The organism is Sphingomonas sp. FW306-05-A (genome assembly GCF_058782275.1).
Genome location: NZ_JBYSXN010000001.1, coordinates 923,627 through 939,954, shown reverse-complemented (window position 1 = coordinate 939,954; position 16,328 = coordinate 923,627). Strand labels below are relative to the sequence as shown.

Annotated in this window: 16 protein-coding genes; 3 read left to right on the top strand and 13 right to left on the bottom strand. The window is 64.5% G+C overall.

Translation table 11 applies throughout. The annotated features are described in order from the left end of the window. Nucleotides 1-6: 6 nt before the first annotated feature. The 6 genes from AC3WJR_RS04400 to AC3WJR_RS04375 form a co-directional block, all read right to left on the bottom strand. On the bottom strand, nucleotides 7-768 hold the full coding sequence (locus tag AC3WJR_RS04400) for an alpha/beta fold hydrolase (protein ID WP_492722605.1): 762 nt from the start codon (nucleotides 766-768) through the stop codon (nucleotides 7-9). Beyond that, nucleotides 749-1,195, bottom strand: coding sequence for a GFA family protein (locus AC3WJR_RS04395; protein WP_492722603.1), 447 nt, complete (start codon nucleotides 1,193-1,195; stop codon nucleotides 749-751). The genes AC3WJR_RS04400 and AC3WJR_RS04395 overlap by 20 nt, the downstream gene beginning before the upstream one ends. Nucleotides 1,196-1,383: 188 nt before the next feature. Further along, nucleotides 1,384-2,412, bottom strand: a complete 1,029-nt coding sequence (locus AC3WJR_RS04390) for an aspartate-semialdehyde dehydrogenase (protein ID WP_354280295.1) — start codon at nucleotides 2,410-2,412, stop codon at nucleotides 1,384-1,386. 61 nt (nucleotides 2,413-2,473) lie between these two features. Further along, entirely contained in the window at nucleotides 2,474-3,190 is a 717-nt protein-coding gene (locus AC3WJR_RS04385; protein ID WP_492722600.1) for an MgtC/SapB family protein, read from the bottom strand. 150 nt (nucleotides 3,191-3,340) lie between these two features. Then, nucleotides 3,341-5,575, bottom strand: a complete 2,235-nt coding sequence (locus AC3WJR_RS04380) for a S9 family peptidase (RefSeq protein WP_492722598.1) — start codon at nucleotides 5,573-5,575, stop codon at nucleotides 3,341-3,343. Between the two features lie 92 nt (nucleotides 5,576-5,667). Then, the gene (locus AC3WJR_RS04375) at nucleotides 5,668-7,005 is read right to left on the bottom strand and encodes a DUF418 domain-containing protein (protein ID WP_492722597.1); all 1,338 of its coding nucleotides are present in this window, start codon (nucleotides 7,003-7,005) and stop codon (nucleotides 5,668-5,670) included. Nucleotides 7,006-7,118: 113 nt separating this feature from the next. Between AC3WJR_RS04375 and AC3WJR_RS04370 the strand changes: the two genes are divergently transcribed. Beyond that, nucleotides 7,119-7,808 (top strand): pentapeptide repeat-containing protein, encoded by a 690-nt coding sequence (locus tag AC3WJR_RS04370; RefSeq protein WP_492722595.1) that lies wholly within the window; start codon nucleotides 7,119-7,121, stop codon nucleotides 7,806-7,808. A 74-nt stretch (nucleotides 7,809-7,882) separates the two neighbouring features. Beyond that, nucleotides 7,883-8,587 carry a hypothetical protein gene (locus AC3WJR_RS04365; RefSeq protein ID WP_492722593.1) on the top strand — a complete coding sequence of 235 codons (705 nt, stop codon included), beginning with the start codon at nucleotides 7,883-7,885 and terminating at the stop codon, nucleotides 8,585-8,587. Here AC3WJR_RS04365 and AC3WJR_RS04360 read toward each other — a convergent pair. The 5 genes from AC3WJR_RS04360 to AC3WJR_RS04340 all read right to left on the bottom strand — a co-directional run bounded on the left by AC3WJR_RS04360 (nucleotide 8,571) and on the right by AC3WJR_RS04340 (nucleotide 11,731). Continuing rightward, complete coding sequence (locus tag AC3WJR_RS04360) at nucleotides 8,571-8,963, bottom strand: SpoIIAA family protein (RefSeq protein ID WP_492722590.1); 393 nt, start codon at nucleotides 8,961-8,963, stop codon at nucleotides 8,571-8,573. The genes AC3WJR_RS04365 and AC3WJR_RS04360 overlap by 17 nt on opposite strands. A gap of 1,002 nt (nucleotides 8,964-9,965) precedes the next feature. After that, nucleotides 9,966-10,358 (bottom strand): 50S ribosomal protein L19, encoded by a 393-nt coding sequence (gene rplS, locus AC3WJR_RS04355; RefSeq protein ID WP_010164172.1) that lies wholly within the window; start codon nucleotides 10,356-10,358, stop codon nucleotides 9,966-9,968. A 1-nt stretch (nucleotide 10,359) separates the two neighbouring features. Further along, a complete protein-coding gene (gene trmD, locus AC3WJR_RS04350) occupies nucleotides 10,360-11,091 on the bottom strand; it encodes a tRNA (guanosine(37)-N1)-methyltransferase TrmD (RefSeq protein WP_492722587.1) in 732 nt (243 codons plus the stop codon). Beyond that, entirely contained in the window at nucleotides 11,088-11,462 is a 375-nt protein-coding gene (locus tag AC3WJR_RS04345) for a type II toxin-antitoxin system VapC family toxin (RefSeq protein WP_492722585.1), read from the bottom strand. Before AC3WJR_RS04345 ends, trmD begins: the two co-directional genes overlap by 4 nt. Continuing rightward, nucleotides 11,459-11,731: an AbrB/MazE/SpoVT family DNA-binding domain-containing protein gene (locus tag AC3WJR_RS04340; protein ID WP_492722583.1), complete on the bottom strand. Its 273-nt coding sequence runs from the start codon at nucleotides 11,729-11,731 to the stop codon at nucleotides 11,459-11,461. The genes AC3WJR_RS04345 and AC3WJR_RS04340 overlap by 4 nt, the downstream gene beginning before the upstream one ends. Nucleotides 11,732-11,813: 82 nt before the next feature. Here AC3WJR_RS04340 and AC3WJR_RS04335 point away from each other — a divergent pair, with 82 nt between their 5' ends. Beyond that, complete coding sequence (locus tag AC3WJR_RS04335) at nucleotides 11,814-12,719, top strand: NAD(P)/FAD-dependent oxidoreductase (protein ID WP_492722581.1); 906 nt, start codon at nucleotides 11,814-11,816, stop codon at nucleotides 12,717-12,719. Between the two features lie 30 nt (nucleotides 12,720-12,749). Here the strand turns inward: AC3WJR_RS04335 and AC3WJR_RS04330 are convergent, their stop codons facing one another. Both AC3WJR_RS04330 and AC3WJR_RS04325 read right to left on the bottom strand, forming a co-directional pair. Beyond that, nucleotides 12,750-13,688, bottom strand: coding sequence for a sensor domain-containing diguanylate cyclase (locus tag AC3WJR_RS04330; protein ID WP_492722579.1), 939 nt, complete (start codon nucleotides 13,686-13,688; stop codon nucleotides 12,750-12,752). 214 nt (nucleotides 13,689-13,902) lie between these two features. Beyond that, complete coding sequence (locus AC3WJR_RS04325) at nucleotides 13,903-16,266, bottom strand: ribonuclease R family protein (protein ID WP_492722577.1); 2,364 nt, start codon at nucleotides 16,264-16,266, stop codon at nucleotides 13,903-13,905. Between the last annotated feature and the right edge of the window lie 62 nt (nucleotides 16,267-16,328).

The following is a 16,328-nucleotide window of genomic DNA, read 5'->3' as shown; positions in this document are numbered from 1 at the left end:
GGATGGTCAAGCCGCGAGAAAGTCAGCGATTGTGCTACCAAGTTCGGGCTTCATCACCGCGCTCATGTGGTTGCCCGGAATGCTCGCATAGCGACCATCCGGCAGCGCGGCGGCGAGCGCCTCGCCCGAGCCATTGTCGTGATCGTCGACCCCGTTGACGACCAGCACCGGCGGCCGGATCGTCGCCAGTGCCTCGGCCGGAGTGTCGACGAACGTGTCGAGCACCCGCAGCAATGCCAGCGGATCACCCTTGGTGGTCTTGAGGAACGCCTCGGTCAGCCACTCGCTCGTGCCCTGCTTGAAACTTCCGAGGTTGGTCAAGACGTTATGGAAATACGCGCCGCGCCCTTGCGTATGGACGATCCCGTCGAGCCCCATCCCCGAAACCGCCACCCGCCGCGGCGTCGCCCCATTGACGAGCATCCGCATCACGGTCCGCCCGCCGAGCGAATAGCCCGCGAGATCGTAATCGGTAAGGCCGAGATGCGCGATCAGCGCGGTGCCGTCCTGCATCAGCGCGTCGGGCGGATAGGAGGCGGCGTCATGCGGTTTCGCGCTCGACCCGTGCCCGCGCAAGTCGGGCATGATCACCCGGAAACCCGCAGCGGCGATCTTTTCGGCGTGGCCGTATTTGATCCAGTTGGTCGTTGCGTCGGAGAAATAGCCGTGGATCAGGACGACCGGGCGCCCCTCCCCCAGTTCGCGCCACGCCAGCCGCGCGTCGTCGATGCTTTCGAAAAACTGCGGTTCAATCGGGGAGTTTGCCAAGTGCCTTGATCCATCGATCTGCGGTCGACGGATTATCCGCGACCCGCGTTGTCGGGAGATCCTTAGTGTCCAGCCATGCCGCGTGCCAAGTCTCGGGCGAGAAATGATGTCTGGGCACGAACCGCCCGGGCTCGTCGAAACTGCCGACCGTCAGGTCCATGGTCTTGCCGGGCTCGAGGAATTCAAACGTCAGCGGGGTGCCGCATACGCTGCAAAAGCCCCGCTGCGCGATGGGGGAACTCCGGTAGCGATCGGGTTCGCGTTCCCAAGTGACGTTGGCGATTTTTACGCTCTTAAACGCGATCGACACGCCGCCGGTGGCGCGCTGGCACATCCGGCAATGGCAGAGGTACGCGTCGTCGTTCTCGATCGCGACGCTGTAGCGGATGCGCCCGCATTGGCAGCCGCCGGTCGTGGTTTCTGTCATGGCTTGGCTCCCCACAAAGACGAGGGGATCATCGCGCGGGCTCGCGGCTGGCGCAAGAGTCGCCTCCCCACTGCGTCATTCCCGCGTAGGTGGAAATCCATTAGCGCTGACGCCCCTAATTGCAGATGTCAGCCACTATGGATCCCCGCCTCCCCGGGGATGACGGATGTGGCGAGGCCAGGCCCGCCTCAGTCCCCCTTGTTCAGATACCGCCGCCCGAGCAGCTCCGCGATCTGCACTGCGTTGAGCGCCGCGCCCTTGCGGAGGTTGTCCGACACGCACCACAGCGACAGCCCATTCTCCACGGTCGAATCCTCGCGCACGCGGCTGATGAAGGTCGCATATTCGCCGACGCATTCGACCGGGGTCACGTATCCACCGTCCTCGCGCTTGTCGACGAGCATCACGCCGGGCGCTTCGCGTAGGATCTTCTGCGCCTGGTCCGCCGAGATCTCATTCTCGAACTCGATGTTGATCGCTTCCGAATGGCCGACGAACACCGGCACGCGGACGCAGGTCGCGGTGACCTTGATCTTGGGATCGAGGATCTTCTTGGTCTCGACCACCATCTTCCACTCTTCCTTGGTCGATCCGTCGTCGAGGAAGCTGTCGATGTGCGGGATCACGTTGAATGCGATCTGCTTGGTGAACTTCTTGGCTTCCGCCGAATCCCCGACGAAGATATTGCGCGACTGTTCGAACAGCTCGTCCATCCCCGCCTTGCCCGCGCCCGACACCGACTGATAGGTCGCGACGACGACGCGCTTGATCTTGGCGAAATCATGCAGCGGCTTGAGCGCCACGACCATCTGCGCGGTCGAGCAGTTCGGGTTCGCGATGATGTTGCGCTTGGTATAGCCCGCGATCGCATCGGGGTTCACTTCGGGCACGATCAGCGGCACGTCCGGGTCCATCCGGTACAGCGACGAATTGTCGATCACCGTGCAGCCAGCGGCGGCAAAGCGCGGCGCATGGATCTTGGTCCCTTCCGAGCCGATCGCGAACAGCGCCATGTCCCAGCCGGTCGGATCGAAATGCTCGATATTCTGGACCTTGAGCTTCCTGCCCGTCTCGCCGAAATCGACTTCGTCGCCCTGGCTGCGCGACGATGCGACGACCGCGATGTCGTCGAGCGGGAATTCGCGCTCCGCAAGAATGTTGAGCATCTCGCGCCCGACGTTGCCCGTCGCGCCCGCGACCACGATCCTGTAACCCATGTCTTCCTCCAATTCGGAACGCGCCCGTAGCGTCATTACGCGGGCACGTCCAATCGCTTTGCTAATCGTGCGTGCGCGCCTGCCAGGTCGCATGGGTTATTCCATGCACCCTTGCCAGATGATCGGTCAGCGCGTCGAGCTCGCTGACCGCTATATTGGTACTGACGAGCTTGGCCACAATCTCGACGCGGTCCTCGCCGCGGTTGATGATGTCGAGCTCGGCGACCGGGAGTTGCGCGTCCTCCAGATGCTCGGTCAGCAGGTCGCCCATCGGCCCGGCCTCGGCGGCGTCGGTGGTGATCGTGACGGTATAGGTCGCCTCGACGCTGCGCCCCTCCAGCGGGATGCGGTTGATCGCGTCGACGAGCGGGCGCAGCATCGTGTTGGCGAGGATGACGAAGCCGGTGAGCAGCACCGCCTCGGCGACCATGTCGCTCCCCGCGATCGCCCCGACCGCGGCCGAGCACCAAAGCGTCGCGGCGGTGTTGAGCCCGCGGACGTTCATCCCCTCCTTCATGATCACGCCCGCGCCGAGGAAACCGACCCCCGACACGACATAGGCGATGATCCGGATCGACTCGACGTCCCCGCCGAGCCGCTGGCCGAGATCGACGAACGCGGACGAGCCGAGCGCGACCAGCGCGTTGGTGCGCAGGCCCGCGGTGCGCTGGCGATACTGCCGCTCCGCGCCGATAAGCGTGCCGAGCACGAACGCGACGAGATAGCTGACGACCGTGTCGAGGAACGGCCACAAATGGAAGGTGGTGAGGAACCGCATGATGGTGGCCGCCCTAGCCAAATTGTCTCTCTACCGCTTCCCCGGCGAAGGCCGGGGCCCAGGAGCGAAGCTGGAGGTAACGGAGCGCAGCAACTCGCAGTCTCTCGTGCCTCTCCTGGGCCCCGGCCTTCGCCGGGGAAGCGGGTTGGGTCACTTCGTCGGCTTATCCTTCACGTTCCGGTCCAGGAACGTCAGGATCGTCCCCCACAGATGCTCGCTGATCCCCGGCCCGCCGACACGGTGCGTATAGCCGGGATAGAACATCATCTCGAACGGCGTAGCGGTCGCCTGCATCCGCGCGGCGAAGGCGGTCGAGTTGGTGAACACGACATTGTCGTCCGCCATCCCGTGGATCAGCAGCAGCGGATCCTTGATCGCGGGCGCCTTGCCGAGCGCATCCGAAGAAACATACGCCTGCTTGTCCGCGACCGGCGAGCCCATGTAGCGCTCGGTATAATGGGTGTCGTACAGGTCCCATTGCGTCACCGGCGCACCCGACACGCCCGCGGCATAGACTCCGGGGTTCGCTTCGAGCATCTTGAGCGTCATGTAGCCGCCGTACGACCAGCCATAGATCGCGACCTTCGCCGGATCGACGAACGGCTGGCTCTTGATGAACTTCGCGCCCGCCAGCTGATCGGCGACTTCGACCGTCCCCATCGCGCGGTAGATGTGATCCTCGAACGCCTTGCCGCGGTTGTACGAGCCGCGATTGTCGATCTGGAAATAGATATAGCCGTGCTGCACGAGGTATTGCGGCAGCGCCCCGCCCCAGCCGCGCGTGACCTGCTGCCCGGTGCCGGGGCCGCCGTAATGCTGGAAGAAGACGGGGTATTTCTTCCCCGGCTCGAGCGGCGGGGTGATCATCTCATAATAGAGATCGGTCCCGTCCTCGGCCTTGATCGTGCCGAACTTGGTCTGCTGATGCGCCGCCAGATAGGGGTAGTAAGGATGCCCCGGGACGACCGCATTCTCGTTGATCCACGACAGCCGCTTGCCGCCAGCATCCGCCAGATAGACCTGCGTCGGCTGAGTCGGGCTCGAGCGCGAGACGATCATCCGCGTCGCGGCTTCGTCCATCGTGCCGTTGTTCCACCAGCCCGCCTCGGTCAGGCGCGTGATCTGGTTCGGATGCGCGATGTCGACCGAATAGAGATGCTGCTCGAGCACGCCGTCCTTGTTGCCGGTGAAGAACAGCCGGCCCTTCGCTTCGTCCACGCCGAGCAACGACTGCACGACCCAGTCGCCCTTGGTCAGCGCGGTCCACTTGCCGCTCGCGAAGCGGTAGAGGTGGCCGAAGCCGGTCCGCTCCGAACGCCAGATCAGGCTCCCGTCCTTCATCGGGCGATAGGCGTCCGAGAGGTTCAACCAGCTGCGCGTGCCCGACTTCTCGGTGAACAGCACGGTGGCCTTGCCGGTCGCCGGATCGACGCGGAGCATGTCGAGCGTCTTCTGGTCGCGGCTCTCGCGCTGGACGAGCAACGCGCTGCCATCGGGCGTCCAGTCGACGCGCGCGAGATAGATGTCGGAATTGCTGCCGAGGTCGACCTTGACCTTCCCCGACCCGTCCGCCTTCATCACATACAAAGCAACCGCGACGTTGGGCGTGCCCGCGGCGGGATAGCGCTGGTCATAGACCTTGGTCCCGTTCGCGCCGATCGCGGCGCGCGTGACGACGCCGACCGGGGCCTCGTCGAACCGCTCGACCGCGATATAGCTGTCCTGCGGCGACCACCAATAGCCGGTGCGGCGGTCCATTTCCTCCTGGGCCACGAACTCCGCCTCGCCCCAATGCACCGTCCCGCCGCCATCGCTGCTGACGGCGCGCGCATCGCCGCCGCCGAGCGGCTGGACGAACAGATTCTGCCCGCCCACGAAGCTGACGAAGCCGCCCTTGGGGCTGATGATCGGGTTAAGCGCGCCGTCGCCCGGCGCGTTGGTCAGCCGTCGCGTGGCGCCGTCGAGGCCCGCCAGATACAGGTCGCCGTCGATCGGCACGAGGATCGTCTTGCCGTCGGGGGCCCAGTCATAGGCGACGATGCCCTTCGACCCGGCGATGCGCGCGCGTTCGCGCTGCATCTTCTCCGCTTCGGACAATTCCGCGCCCGAGCCGACCTTCTTGGAATCCACCAGCATCCGCTCCTGCCCGGTACGCGTGTCGCGCGCCCACAGGTCGAACCGCTCCTTCTCGTCGGCACGCGGACGCAGCGACGTCAGCAACGTCCCGTCGGGCGAAAGCTTGACGCCGCGCGGCTGGACGCCCGACAGGTCGGGGCTGCCGAACACGGCTTTCAGCGTCAATTGGGTGGGCGCAGGATCAGCAGCCATCGCAGGCACCGCAGCACAGGCGAGCATCACGCCCGCAAAAGCCCAACTCGCCCGCATCCCGCATCTCCACTCTCTCGATTGTGCTGGCCCGACCATGGCGGGCGTTGCGGGCTTATCGCGGTGCGCGGCGCTGGCGTAAAGCCCTGCGATCAGCCAGCTACGACAGCGTGGCGGGCGCCTTCCCGCCACGGCAGCATCCGCCGCTCGGCCAGCGAGCGCCACGCCCATTCGACCGGGGCGATCCGGAACCTGCGCACCCACAGGTTCGCCCCCACCAGCAAGGCGGCGTCAATCCCCACCGCGGTCAGCATCAGCCCGGTCCAGCTCATCGTGCCGTACAGCCCGAGCATGAACGGCGGATACAGCACCCACAGGCAGATCAGCGTCTGCGCGACATAGATCGACAGCGCGGTCCGCCCCGCCGCGACGAACGGGCGCAGCAGCCGCGCACCGAGCGCGGTCGTCACCAGCAGGTTGATCAGACCCAGATGCCCGAGCGTCATCGCCAGCCGCGCGATCTCGCTTGTCGCCATGCTGAAGTCCGGCGACCCGTCGAACCGCGTTCCGGCATAGGCCTCTAGCAACCGCAACGGCACGCCCAGGGCATAGCTCCATAGCGTCAGCCCGACGTAGAAGCGCCGCGATCGCGCGCCCTGCAACACCCCCAGCCGGTACAGCCCCGCACCGATCAGCATCGTCGCGGCGGCCTCCCATACGAACAGCGTCTCGAACCCCTGCCCTTCGGTATAGGTGAACGTCGCCCATTGCTGCGTCACCCAAGTCTTGAACGTCCCCGTCCGCGCCGTGTCTTCGGCCGCAATCCGCGCTTTCACCCCCGCCATCAACGTCACGCGTGCCTTGGTTCGTTCGGCTTGGTCGGTCAGGATCGTCCTGTCGGTTTGTGTCAGCCCCTGTCCCGAACGCTGCCGCGCCTCGACGCGCTGGACGTCGGCGGCACCGGAAACGCTAGCGCTATACGTTAGCGCGCCGCCGATCAGGAGGAACACCGCCATGCTGGACCCGAGAAACAGTAGCGCCCGCGGCCGCAATTCGCGGAACAGGAATGCGACCATCGCCGCCAACGCATAAGTGTGGAGGATATCGCCCGGCCACAGCAGTACAGAGACATGCCCCAGCCCGAACAGCAACAGGATGATATTGCGGGTGAAATAACGCCGAAGCACGGCCGATTCCTCAGCCTCGGTGGCGAAACGGTCGGTCAGAATCACCATGCCCGCGCCGAACAGCATCTCGAGCAGCGCCCGCGCGGTCCCCATCGCGAGCACTTCGCGCACCCACCAGACGACCTGATCGATTGCCGACCAGCCAAGGTGCCGCACGTCGTCGAAGGATGCGTGGAGCGATTGCCCCATGTCGTTGATGTTCATGAACAGGATCCCGAGGATCGCGATCCCGCGGAGGATATCGAGCACCGCGATCCGCGGCGCGCCATCGGGTTCGACGGAGGTTGAGGCGACGTCGACCATGGCATTCCTGGAATAGCGGGCGTGTACCCCTAGCAGGCGCACCTTCCCCCTGCCAAGATCGCGCCGCTGCATGCCGGATGGCCAAGCCCGTGCGGGCTCCCTACGAGGAACAGATGACCTCAGCCGCTTCGTCCCCGCTTGCCGGTCAAGCCCTTGTTAGAGGCGACCTTGAAGGCCTGTCCCGTACGGCTGGCCCGCACCATCTCGTTGACTGCGATATCGATGGCGCTGACCTGTCCGGTCTGAATTTGGCACACTGGACGTTCGACCGTTGTACTGTTCGCCGCGGCGACTTCACCGGTGCGCGGCTGGAGGGCAGCGTCTGGACGTCGTGCCGCGGGGCGTTCGCGCGTTTTCTGCGCGCGGACTTGAGCGATGCGCGGTTCGAGGCCAGCGACTTCAACAATGCCGTATTCCGCAACGCAACGCTCACCGGCGCACGCTTCGCCCGCAGCAAGCTGACCGGCGCGGACCTGTCGGACGTGAAGGCGTTCGATCTGCTGCTCGACGAAGTACTGCTGATCAACGCAAAGCTGCCCGGCTTCTCCTTTCGCAAACAGACGTTGCGCAAGATCGATTTCGGCCAGGCCGACCTGCGCAAGACCGACTTCCGCGCGACCGTCTTCGAGGATTGCAGCCTGCGCGACGCGGGCGTCGCCGGATGCCGTTTCGACGGTGCCGATCTGCGCGGGGCGGATCTGGGCGGGATCGCATTGGTCGACGCGCGCCAGTTCCGCGGGGCCACGATCTCGCGCGAACAGGCGGGGCAGTTGCTTAGGGAATTGGGATTGCGGGTCGTATGACCGCTGCGCCAGGCGTCAGCTCGCGTTCACCCAAGCGCTATCAGTCTTGGTTTCCTCCTCGAAAGGGCATCACGTTGTTCACCCGGTTCCTCGCCGTCACGTTCATCGCAGCCGGCATCGCAGCCGCCATCGTGCCGATCGAAGCCCGCGCCGACGCGCTGCAAGGCAAGCTGCTCGCGTCGATCAAGGCCACGCGGCCGGATGGCTACAGCTTCCAGCGGACGCTCGTGATCGAGCGCAGCGGAGCACCCCGCAAGGTGTTCGTGGAACGCTACGATCCCCGCCGCCCGACCGCCGACCGGTGGTCGCTGGTGAGCGTCGACGGAAAGGCACCGAGCGCGAAGGACGTGGCGCAATCACGCAAGGCAAAGCGCGGACCGACGCCGTCTTATGCGGAGCTTGCCGAGTGGTTCGGCGCGCCCGCCACGCGCAGCGACACGGCGCCGGGCTATGCCACCTACCACTTCGCCCGCCTGCCCGCAGGCGTGCTCAAGATCGGATCGCACGATGCTTCTGCCGACACGCAGGCGGAGGCGCTGGTCAATCTGAAGGGGGCGACCCCTTATGTCGAACGGATCCGCTTCTTCTCGACCAAGGGCTTCCGGATGATGATGGTCGCCTCGATCCAGAGCCTCGACATCACCGGCCGCTACCGCCTGCTACCGAACGGCGCGCCGATCCCGGACGGATCGGCAAGCGTCATGGCGGGATCACTGATGGGTAAAAGCGGACAGATCAAGACATCGGTGACGTTCGACGCGGTCAGGCCGGTCGACTAGCATCGTCGGCGAACAGCCAGGCTTCCGCCTCTGCTGCATCGGTGAAGACGCGCGCGCCGCGGCCTGCCGACGCGCGTTCGAGCTGCATGCGCGCAAGCGTGGAGCCGGTTACGAACGCAAGACGCCGCGAGCGGTGCGCAGGATTTGCCAGGAACTTGCCCCAGCGGCTCACGACGTCCTGACTTTGGATGGACATCCCCGTAACGTCGGTGACCGTCAGAGGCCCCCCCTTGCGTCCGCAGCCCATCCGCTGGTGAACCCGCAATAGCTCGGCTTCGAAGCGCTCGATGTCGTCCACGCTGAAGAAACCAAACAAACGGATCCGGATAAACTCGCGTGCGACATCGGGGTCGATTGAAAATCCGGCGATGGTCACCGGGGCACCATGCAGCTGTAACGTCTACGACTCTGTTAACGCGCTGAAAAATCGGTCTGAGGCTAGCGTAAGCCGCACACTACGCGTCAGTCGCTTACGATGCGTTGCGGGCACTTTCCGCCATCATCCAACTGTCGTGCGACGGGCCCCTTTCTGCGTTACCGCGCGTCGGTTCCGGGATGAACAGGCCGGAACGTCGCGACCTGGTGGCAAGCGGACTGGCTGCTTTCGCCATGACTCGTTCCAAGATGCCGCGCCTTAATGCTGTTTGATCTCGTCCGACTTGCCACGGCTTGCCCACCATCGACAAAGGTCAACAATAATCGCAAGGCCGAAAGCTATGCCATTTCTGGCGTAAATTTCACGGCTTGGGGGCCAAGTAGCCAAACCTAGAAGCGCCGAAACGACATAGCCGGTTGAGCTCGCGAGAACGAAGATTGGCGAAAACCATTTAAGAAGATGCATGATAAGTGCCTTGGGCATGTCTTCTTTAGCAGTGCTAATGCTCGGTCGGAATGGCGGCAAGTGGGCGTGTGCGAACTGGCAGCTTTCCCGCCTGAGAGCGGTCAGTCGGCTTTCGGGCACGATAGATGCCCGCGAAGGGTCTGAACGGCAACAGGTGGTGGTCAGCGGACCTTCGTGCTTCGCGCCTGTATCCGATATTTAAGCCGTCCAAGCACCAGGCCAATCGGGATGGAGACGATAACGAGTGCGACAATGGATACAGGCCACGACCAATCGCGCGCCCTTGCGAACACAAGAGATAGGTAAGCGAGCAGCGCGCCCAATGCGTGGAAGCCGTAGTCGTATCGGTCGGGCTGTCGTCCTCGCATAACCCATCATGGCCAGCTCATCGAATGTCCGCAACTGGGCGACAGCGGCCATACGCGTTTAAGTTGACCCCCTACGTGCCCCCGTCCCGCGCCACTCCCAGCCCATCAAAAAGGGCGCGGAAACCGAAGTTTCCGCGCCCCCTTCGAGCCTGATCGAGACGCCGTCCGATTACTCGGCTGCGGCAGTGCCCTTTGCAGGACGCGTGTCGCGACGCTCTGCGATACGCGCCGACTTGCCGGTGCGGCCACGCAGATAGTACAGCTTCGCACGACGCACCGCGCCCTTGCGGACGACGACGATGCTGTCGATGTTCGGCGAATACAGCGGGAAGACGCGCTCCACGCCCTCACCGAACGAAATCTTCCGTACGGTGAAGTTGCTGCCCATGCCCTTGTTCGAACGCGCGATGCACACGCCCTCGTAGTTCTGGACGCGGGTGCGCTCGCCTTCGACAACCTTCACGCCGACCTTGAGCGTATCGCCAGGGCGGAATTCGGGGATCTGCTTGGTTTCGAGAAACTTGGCAATGTTCTCGGCTTCGATCGTCTGGATGAGATTCATCTCATGCGTCCTTCGTCTGTCGTCGCGCGCCAGAGGGCGGTTGGACCCGAGCACCCTCATGGCGCTCCCACAGATCCGGCCGCCGTAGCCGTGTATCGGTCTCGGCCATGTGCTTGCGCCATGCCGAAATCCTCGCATGATCCCCCGATCGCAACACTTCGGGGATCGTGCGCCCTTCCCATTCAAATGGTCGGGTGTACTGCGGATATTCGAGAAGACCGCTTTCGAAGCTCTCGTCATCACCGCTAGAAGCCGCGCCCATTACGCCGGGAAGCAGCCGAATGCAAGCGTCGAGCAGCACCAGCGCACCCATCTCGCCGCCCGACAGGATATAGTCGCCGATCGACACTTCCTCGATGCCCCTCGCTTCGAAGATGCGTTCGTCGAACCCCTCGAACCGGCCGCACAGCACGGTGACGCCGGGGCCTTGTGCGAGGTCGCGGACGCGTGCCTGCGTGAGCGGGCGCCCGCGCGGGGTCATCGCGAGGATCGGCGCGCCGGTCGCGACGCTGTCGATCGCCGCAGCGAGGACGTCGGCCTTGAGCACCATCCCCGCGCCGCCGCCCGCCGGAGTCTCGTCGACGGTGCGATGCTTGTCGGTCGCGAAGTCGCGGATGTTGCGCGCGTCGAGCGACCATTTCCCCTCCCCCAGCGCGCGCCCTGCGAGCGATACACCGAGCGGACCGGGGAACATCTCGGGGTAGAGGGTGAGGACGGTGGCGGCGAATGTCATAGCGTCCAATTCTCTACGCGCAGATTGGGGATGTCGGCAAAGTCGCGTTCGTTGTTGGTTACGAGGGTCAGATCGAGCGCTAGCGCGTGGGCAGCGATTAACCGATCGAAACTGCCGCGCCGGAAAGGCAGTTCGGCATATTGACGCGCCGCCGCCGTGTCGAACGGAACTGGTGGGACGTCGCGAATGAAGGCTTCCAGAACCTTGAGCGGAGGCATCTTTCCGTTCCGGCTACCAAAGGCAATCTCGGCGAACGTAACGGAGGAAACCGCCAGATCGCCTTCGACACAATCGAGCACGCGAGCGCGAAGACGATCAGCCTTCGTTGCCAGCAACAGAATACAGATATTCGTATCGAGAAGATAGATCACGCCGCCGATGGCCAGTCAGGGTCGTCCCACGGTCGAGGGCTGTGGTCGAATTCGCGATCGTCCGACGTAACGGGCGACAACCAGGGCAACGCCCCCATCCACCCATCCCCGGTGATCTTTCGCTGCGTGTTCGCAGGCTCGAAGGTGAACGTGCCGCGATCTTCTCGAACGATCATTTCTGTTCCTTCGATCGCACCGAGCCCCTTCGGCAGCCGCACTGCCAACGAATTCCCTGATTTGAATACCTTGGCGCGAAATTCCTGTGGCATGCCAATCTCCGTATATACGAGATGTATATACGGCCCGACAGATCGTCAAGGAACGATGCGACCGTGCAGACGTATCGCAGCCATGGACGACTGTATCATCATCGGCGCCGGCCCCGCTGGCCTCACCGCGGCGATCTACCTTGCGCGGTTCCATCTGAAGATCCGCCTGTTCGACTGCGGCAGCAGCCGTGCGGCGCTCATCCCGCGAACGCACAACCACGCGGGTTATCCCGGTGGGATCAAGGGGACCGACCTGCTCGGGCTGATGCTCGACCAGGCCGAGGAATTCGGCGCGGTGCGCGAAGCCGCCGAGGTGACTGAGATCCGCCCGACCGGCGACGACTTCGACGTCCACGTCGGCGACCGCGTGTTTCCGACGCGCGCGGTGCTGCTTGCTACCGGGGTCGTCAACATCCGACCGGAGATGGACCGCACCGTGCATGACACGGCGCTCGCACGCGGGCTGATCCGCTACTGCCCGATCTGCGACGGCTACGAAGTGACCGACATGCGCGTAGGAGTGATCGGCACCGGCGACCACGGGATGAAGGAAGCGCTGTTCTTGCGCGGCTATACGCGCGACGTGACGCTCATCGCGCCCGGCGCGCATCACGAGTTGGACGACACCTGCCTAGCCAAGCTCGACGATGCCGGGATCGGCCATCTCGACGGGCCTTGCTCCCCCATGCGGATCGAGGGTGACCGGATGGTGGTGACGACCGCAAGCGGCGATCTTGCGTTCGACAGCGTCTATCCCGCGCTTGGTTCGACGATCCGCTCGAAGCTGGCTGTAGCCGCGGGGGCGCGTGCCACCACGGAGGGATGTCTCGAAGTCGACGACCACCAGCGCACCTCGATCCCCGGGCTGTTCGCGGCAGGAGACGTGGTGAAGGGCCTCGACCAGATTAGCCACGCCATGGGGGAAGCGGGCGTCGCCGCAACCACGATCCGCAACCTTCTGGACGAACGGGGGCCGCTGCGACGGTAAACCCGGGCACAACGGGAACGAGACCAGCGATCAGCCCGGAAAATTCTGGTCCGGCATGATCGGCCTCAAGTCGCCCGCAACCATCGCGCGTCCCTTGCCCAGCGCCTTTGCATTGTAGAGCGACAGGTCGGCGCGGCGAAGGATATCACTCCGCGTGGTGATCCCCTCGTCGAGCAGGCACGCCCCCATCGTCGCCCGGACGGTGATCGTTCCGGCATCACCGCTGACTGACATCGACAAATCGTTAAGCAAGGTCGCCAAAAAGCCGCGGAGCCGTTCGATCGTTTCCTGAGCGGTGATCGCGAGCACGAACTCATCCCCGCCTAGGCGCGCCGCGAAACCGATCTCCTGCGCGTGGCCGGCCAGCGTCGCCGCAGTCCTCTGCAACACGTCGTCGCCGGTATGATGCCCATAGGTGTCGTTAACCGACTTGAAATTGTCCAGATCGAGCAAGACGACCGCAAATCCACCCAACGCCCGTCGCTTGTCGACCTTATCGTTCAGATACTGGTTGAGTGCCGCACGGTTGGCGATCCCGGTGAGTTCGTCGATGAGCGCGCTACGCTCGAGCGCGCGCTCGATCTCGCGTTGCGCGGTAACGTCCTGACATACCCCGATCAGGCACCCCGCCTCGCCATCGCCCGGATCGATCTTGCCGACATTGCGGATACGACGGCGTTCGCCCCCATCGGCGACGATGTCGGTCTCGACCTCGAACGACTTACCTGTATCGATCGACCGATCGATTGCCTGCATCAGGATCATGCGGTCGTTAAAAGGATAGAAGGTGAGGAAGCGGTCCCACGGCGGACCTTGCGCGTCGGGATCGAGTCCGAACAGGCACCGCGCCTGCCGGCTCCACTCCATCGTCGCGCTCGCCAGATCGAGTCGCCACGATCCCATCCCGGCCAACGCCTCGACATCGTCGAAATGTCGCAGCCAGTTCGATTGCGGCATGACACGTTTCACGATTGCTTACCGCTTGATCGGACGACGCGTGGATGATGTGCGCAGCGAGCCAACCCTAACTTTTCGCGCTGCGGCCACGTTCCCACCCTTGTCCCGCACCGTCACGGCGTCCGGAATATCTGCATATCATAGAGGCGTGACGTGGAGTTTCGGCCTTTTGCACCGAACGGACAGACGGCTTTTAGGATGAGATTGGCGGAAAAGGTGCGCTTTTCTAACGTTTCTTGCCCTGGTGCCGAATGTTCGCAGGTCGCCCACGCCGCTTGAGCACGCGCCCGGCGGGTTTGCCGGACGGCTTGCCGCGGTCGTCGCGGACCGGTGCGGCACCGCGCCCTTCGACCATCTCGAACCGCAAGGCACCCGTCACCGGGTTGGCTTCGGCAAGCCGCAAGGGCAGCTTCTGGCCGCTGGCGTAGACCGTGCCGGTCTGATCGCCGGTCAGCGTGCGCGCGGCTTCATCGAAGCGGAAATATTCGCCGCCGATGTCGCGGACCGGCATCAGGCCGTCGCCGCCGATCCCCTCGACGGTCGCGAAGAAGCCGAAGTTGGTGACACCGGTAATCCGCGTCTCGAGCACTTCACCGACCTTCTCCGACAGGAATGCCGCAACGTAGCGATCGATCGTGTCGCGCTCCGCCTCCATCGCGCGGCGTTCGAACTGCGAGATCGACTGGCCGATCCGCTCCATCCCGGCGGTTTCGCCGTCCGTCAGGCCACCCGGCCCGAGCTTGTAAGCAGCAACGAGCGAGCGGTGGACGAGCAGATCGGCATAGCGCCGGATCGGCGAGGTGAAATGCCCATAGCTACCGAGCGCGAGTCCGAAATGGCCCATGTTGGCGGGGGAGTAATAGGCCTGCGTCTGGGTCCGCAGCACCTGCTCCATGATCTGCGGGCGCATGTCGTCATCCGCGAGCTTGGCGAGGATCTGGTTGAACGTCCGCGGTTGGATCACTTGCCCTAGCGCGAACTCGATCCCGAAGGTCTTGAGATAGTCCTTGAGCGCGACGATCTTCTCGCGGCCCGGCTGTTCGTGGACGCGGTACATCACCGGGGCCTTCTTCGCCTCCAGCGCCTTGGCCGCCGCCACGTTGGCGGCGATCATGTAATCCTCGATCAGCTTGTGCGCATCGAGCCGTTCACGCGGGGCGACCGACAGGATGCGTCCCATTTCGTCGAGCATCACGCGGCGTTCGGGCAGGTCGAGATCGAGCGGCGCACGTGCCTCGCGCGCCTTATTGAGCGCGCGCCAACAGTCCCAGAGGGGAAGCAGCGCGGCAAGGATGGGATCAAGCCCCTGACCTTCCGGCGAAGCGCCAGATCCACGTTCAAGCCCCTCCCCCTCGGGGGAGGGGTTGGGGTGGAAGAGTGCAGTAGACACACCGTCTGAAACAGGCACGGCCCCACCCCCAACCTGATGAGCGTCTACCATCGCCTGCGCATCCTCATACGCCAGGTTCGCCGCAAGCCGCACCACCGCGCGAGTGAAGCGCCACGACAGCAGCGTGCCGTTCTTCGCGATCCGCAAATGGCAGACTAGCGCAGCGCGATCGACGCCTTCCTTGAGCGAACACATTTCTGCGGACAGGCTCTCGGGCAGCATCGGCACGACGCGATCGGGAAAATAGACGCTGTTCCCGCGCCGCCGCGCCTCGCGGTCGAGCGAAGACCCCGGACGAACATAGAACGACACGTCGGCGATCGCGACGATCGCCTTCCAGCCGCCACCATTCGCAGGATCGTCGTCGGGCATCGCCCAAACCGCATCGTCATGGTCGCGCGCGTCGGCAGGGTCGATCGCGACGATCGGCAAGTGGCGCAAGTCCTCGCGGTCGTCGCCCAGCGGTTGCGCCGCAACGTGTACCGCCTCGTCGAGCGTTTCGGACGAGAAGACGTCGGGAATGCCGAGTTTATGGATCGCGATGAGCGAGAAGCTGCGCGGCGCGAATGGGTCGCCCAGCACCTGCGTCACGCGTACCGTGACCCGCGGCGGTCGCCCTGCGCGTTCCGCCAGCACGAGATCGCCCGCCTGCGCGCCGCCGGCGTCCGACACCAGGAACTCGGACCGCTCCTTCTTCTCCACGCCTTGCAGCCACATGCCGCCGGGCTCCTGCCGCAGTACGCCCAGCACGAGGTCTTCGCCGCGCGGCAGCACTTTCATCGGGAGCGCTATCCAGCCCTGCCCTGCTTCCTCGGTCCGCGCGAGAATACGATCGCCGACACCCAGCGCTCCGTTCTTGCGATCGCGAACGCGCAGCTTCGGGGCCGGGGCCTCGGAATCCCAGCGTTCGGGCACGGCCCAGATGTTGCCGCCGTCGTCGACGTCCATGATGCGCAACACGGTCACCTTGGGAACGCCGCCCATCTTGTGAAACGCGCGGCCCGGGGCACTGTCGATCAGGCCCTCATCGGCCATATCCTTAAGCAAAGCCTTCAACAGGATCTTGTCCTGAGCGGTCAGCCCGAAGGCGCGCGCAATCTCGCGTTTGCCGGCAGGCACATCCGACGTGGCGATGAAATCGAGGATCTGTTCACGGGTCGGCAGACCCTTGAGAGTGCTGGTGCTGATACGCTTTGGCATCGCACGACCATAGGGCAGCACGGGCGCGATGCCATCCATGAAAAAGCCGCCACCCGGGGCTT

Coding starts and splice junctions, on each gene's coding strand:
- AC3WJR_RS04395 (WP_492722603.1), bottom strand. CDS start 1,195: ATGACAGAAACCACGACCGGCGGCTGCCAATGCGGGCGCATCCGCTAC.
- AC3WJR_RS04390 (WP_354280295.1), bottom strand. CDS start 2,412: ATGGGTTACAGGATCGTGGTCGCGGGCGCGACGGGCAACGTCGGGCGC.
- AC3WJR_RS04385 (WP_492722600.1), bottom strand. CDS start 3,190: ATGCGGTTCCTCACCACCTTCCATTTGTGGCCGTTCCTCGACACGGTC.
- AC3WJR_RS04380 (WP_492722598.1), bottom strand. CDS start 5,575: ATGCGGGCGAGTTGGGCTTTTGCGGGCGTGATGCTCGCCTGTGCTGCG.
- AC3WJR_RS04375 (WP_492722597.1), bottom strand. CDS start 7,005: ATGGTCGACGTCGCCTCAACCTCCGTCGAACCCGATGGCGCGCCGCGG.
- AC3WJR_RS04370 (WP_492722595.1), top strand. CDS start 7,119: ATGACCTCAGCCGCTTCGTCCCCGCTTGCCGGTCAAGCCCTTGTTAGA.
- rplS (WP_010164172.1), bottom strand. CDS start 10,358: ATGAATCTCATCCAGACGATCGAAGCCGAGAACATTGCCAAGTTTCTC.
- trmD (WP_492722587.1), bottom strand. CDS start 11,091: ATGACATTCGCCGCCACCGTCCTCACCCTCTACCCCGAGATGTTCCCC.
- AC3WJR_RS04340 (WP_492722583.1), bottom strand. CDS start 11,731: ATGCCACAGGAATTTCGCGCCAAGGTATTCAAATCAGGGAATTCGTTG.
- AC3WJR_RS04335 (WP_492722581.1), top strand. CDS start 11,814: ATGGACGACTGTATCATCATCGGCGCCGGCCCCGCTGGCCTCACCGCG.
- AC3WJR_RS04325 (WP_492722577.1), bottom strand. CDS start 16,266: ATGCCAAAGCGTATCAGCACCAGCACTCTCAAGGGTCTGCCGACCCGT.